Source organism: Escherichia sp. MOD1-EC5189 (assembly GCF_002966045.1).
Taxonomy (GTDB): domain Bacteria; phylum Pseudomonadota; class Gammaproteobacteria; order Enterobacterales; family Enterobacteriaceae; genus Escherichia; species Escherichia coli_F.
The window spans coordinates 1-4,011 of record NZ_PTRX01000064.1; the positions used below are offsets into that span (position 1 = coordinate 1).

Below are 4,011 nucleotides of genomic sequence, written 5' to 3' on the forward strand. Positions count from 1 at the left end.
ACGCCGCCATTATCTATTCGGGTCGCATCAGCTTTAGCATTCGTTAAAACTGACATTGTTCCTTTATCTTTAATAATTGTCTTGTTTGCCGAACCATATGCATTTATGTCTAAATGACCACCATTTTCCAGCAACACATTGTCTGCCACGTGATTGTGGATGGAGAATGCACCTTCACTATTCGTACCGCTCACCGTCGTACCGTTAGTGTTTGTTTTTAAAATTGCACCATCGTGCTGGGTAACATTTGTTGCCGTACCACCACTAACATCAAGCACGCCACCGGAATAAATTTCAATAACATCCGAGGTGCTGGTGTAATCAACAATTTGCGTACCTCCAGAATAGATCTGAGTATATTTTGCCGTTGACTTATTATTCAAAGACTGAGTTCCACCTTCAATCGTCGTGTCCAGCGCATAGCTTTCATATACTCTTTGCTCACCGCCATTTTTAATGGTGGTTGTTTCTACTGTGCTCTGTTCAACATACTGTCGACCACCATTTATGGTTGTGTTCGTTGCCAGACTTCCTTGCGTGATGTCCTGAGAGCCAGACTTATTTATCGTTGTACTGTCGACATGCCCCTGAGTTGTTACTCGTTGGCTGCCACCATCAATGATTGTTCCATTCGCAGTCCCCCCACTTATGTGTGAATTACCCCCCTTAATTGTCGTTCCATTGCTGATACCACCTGTATAAACGTCCTGATTGCCACTCTCGATTATCGTACCTGTGGAAATACCCCCGTCATGAATTGTCTGTCTGCCCCCGTTAATGGTTGTATTATTAGCCTGCCCCACAAAATTGTTATGACCTCCTACATCTTGATATCCACCTGATTCAATAAGACTTCTATTAGATACCCCGCCATAAACATCCTGCCGGCCATGGTTGATAATATGAGTATTATTTGTTGTACCTCGTTCATCTACTTTTTGGACACCATCTACAGTCTCATCGTTTACCACACCAATAACATTAGAGGTAAAGGCCGCCATCCCGGGCGGAGCATATATCAAGGCAGATATCAATAAGGAAAGTACTGAACGGCGAAAATAATAGCGACTGGTCCTGTTCATAAATTTCATCCTCTGAAAAGTGAATACTGAGTAGCGGGTAAGCGACCTTAGCTCTGCTGCAACATCGGCCCACAGGCACCAGACCAGGGGATTCATCCTTAAGAGACAGCGCAAGTGTATTGTGTTCACCGCTCATCAAAGACATCATGATGAAATGATGATATTCCGCATAAGAAAGAGGCATTTTTTAAACGCAGTGCGCTGAAGTGTGGTTGGATAAAAAAGTCAATCTATTCAGGAAATACGGGCGTATTCTTTTCTTTCAACATTGAAGCCGTCGGAAAAAATAAAATGATTTACATAATCATTTCTGATGAATATCTTCTGCTCACATAAAAATCACACAATAATATTGAGATTGCAGATTGTTTTACTTTTACAGCTTTCGTCCCCCCATTGTTGGGCAAATATTGGTAGAGTCAGAGCACGAAAGTTAATACCACGTTCTCACAGCTCCTCCAACAGCACGACAAGATGCCACATACTGCGCCCCAGTCGGTTCAGTTTACAGACTAGCAGTGCGTCCCCTACCGATAATGTCCTGAGCTGTTTGTTCTGTCCGGGCCTGCTGCCACGGTTATGCGCTGAAGTGGTAACTCTGAGCACGCAGTTCTTCAGTCAGGCGTGGTGCACCGTCACCCTATTATTGCTGGGTAAGATCAAAAAACTTTCAAGCAGCTAAGGAAAGTTGAACCAGACATTAGATGAAATATTTCAACCAATTACAGCACCAGTTCAGACACCGCCAACTCATCAAATAAATCAAGGGGTTACGTGAAAGCGTAGCCCCTTTTACTTTGGTAGTGACAGCAAAATGGATGCAGTGTGAAGAATAATCCCGTTTACTCAATCAATAATACATATTATTTCAATCTACGTTATTATCTCTTTGTAAAAATCGCCATTTATTTATCATTGAAAACTGCTTTTAGAACTTTATACAAGGGGCCTAGTCACAACAGGACTATTCTCAACGGGCTCATCCTCAGAGGAACTATCATCAAAGTCATCATCCATAGATGAAATACCATCGAATGGTGCCACACCCGTGATCATTTTTATTTTTTTATTACGATCAGATAAGACTCCATTTAAACCGTTTTCGCTCACAGGCTTTAATGATTTTTCATAACTCTCATTGTTAGCAGGCGTATTAAAAATACACGGAGTATCAACACCAAACAATGACGTCCCCCAGTTCACATATTTAATATCATAGTTACTGAAGTTCTGTCCAGAAAAGAAGCACCCCTTAAAGTCCAATCCACCTAAATTATATAAACCACCCTCTTCTTTTGGGAGAGTAATTTTAATTCTGGCTATCTCCCAGACAAAATTGCCATTTTTGTATTTGAATACCGTTTCAAGATCTCCTCCAGACAGCTTGACTTCTGGAAATAATTTGAAATTAAACCCTACATTATTATGTGTCAACGTAGATGAACAAAAGATGGAAAAAGCTTGCAGTGCTGAATTATAGCTATCGATTTTATCTTGAGGCTGCGCTCTTGGTAAAAACTTATAGCAACACTCATAAAAATTAAGTAGAAACTCTGATGACCTTCCATTTTTATCAAATAATACCCGCTGAAAATGCTGCACAAACTTATTCGTTTTTTCTTGAATATCTATGGTGTGTTCCTTTGACTCTAACAAAGATGAATCCTGTTGAAGTGCATTGCTCATCTGGTTGAGGAACAACTGCATTTCTTTCAACTTATCTCCATAGTGACCTTTAACTTGCTGAGAATTTTTAGTTACAGTTGAAACCTTATCTGTGTGGTTTTCATATAAATTATGTGATTCCATACAGTCATTTGGCGGCGTTTCTGAAATAACACTACGCGTTCTACCTGGCTGAAGTGAAGCAACATGAAAATCACTTTTTCTTATATTGTCGAATAGGGTCTGTTCATTTCTCTTAGCGCATTCAATAAACTGATCAACATTATTTTTATTAGATGACAGGTTAATTTCAGAAACCGCATTTTCTTTGTTCTCCAGCTTTAGTTTAACGAGAAGGTCTTCCCACACCGTTTTTTTTAAAAATACTACGTCAGGCTCACCATCAGCAACTAACTCTTGATTATTATCAAAGTGTACGTTGTATACTTTTAATTTATTTTCATTAGCATCATATTTAATACGTTTTAATTGTTCTCCGGCTCCCTTAATGACAAAAGCATTGCCTTCATGATATTTACATTCAGACATCATTTTTTGTAAAATTTCAAGAGCACCGTTATACGTCCCTGAGGCAGCTTCTTTACAAATTAATTTTATAATACTATAAGCTAGTAACTCCATGGATTTAGAAGATTTTCTTTCATTACAATTTCCACTATTTATAAATGTGCTAGTGTTAATTTCGTTGCTTTTACTAACTAACATTGTCTTTTCCTCAGTTAATGTCTACATGACTATTTTTAATGTTATTATTGTTTGTCACTATAAAAAATCGCTCATTTGAGACAATTGCTGGCATTAACAGCTTCATATGCTATACATGGTACTTTTAATTAATTTAGCACAGGAATGTTAAATTTAATAAACAAAAGGTTATTTCGCTGTATGATAAAAACCACCCGTTATAATTTATTTGTGAAAATCGTTTTTCGAGTATTAGAAATTTATATCTAAATAGCGTTGATTAATGAGCAAAGCCAGACTCCTGTAACGCTCACAAGACTCTTCTGCATGCGACGGCGGTTCTAGTCAGTATTAGATGTTTAAGGCGTGGCAGAGACATTTCATCCTTACTCTACGGCATTGTTCTACATACATTGGTCGTGGTACTCACTCAGCATAAGTGAGCGAACAGAGAATAGTTCAGTGATTTGAGTAATTAACCTGATTAAATGAAGGGGTATAATAAATGATAATACTCTGGCTTTATCGTTAATTACTTAATTCCACATGTAAGCAATTT

Annotated in this window: 2 protein-coding genes and 2 pseudogenes; all 4 read right to left on the reverse strand. The window is 38.4% G+C overall.

Features of this window, described 5'->3' with window-relative positions; genetic code table 11:
* Positions 1-1,082: AIDA repeat-containing protein (locus ATB02_RS25220; protein WP_198600597.1), on the reverse strand; the 1,082-nt coding region annotated here is incomplete at its 3' end.
* A gap of 67 nt (positions 1,083-1,149) precedes the next feature.
* Positions 1,150-1,266: pseudogene (locus tag ATB02_RS26305) on the reverse strand (ATPase); the annotation flags it as partial.
* 266 nt (positions 1,267-1,532) lie between these two features.
* Positions 1,533-1,700: pseudogene (locus ATB02_RS25230) on the reverse strand (recombinase family protein); the annotation flags it as partial.
* Positions 1,701-2,018: 318 nt separating this feature from the next.
* A complete protein-coding gene (ypjCB, locus tag ATB02_RS25235) occupies positions 2,019-3,473 on the reverse strand; it encodes a YpjCB family protein (protein WP_105272383.1) in 1,455 nt (484 codons plus the stop codon).
* Between the last annotated feature and the right edge of the window lie 538 nt (positions 3,474-4,011).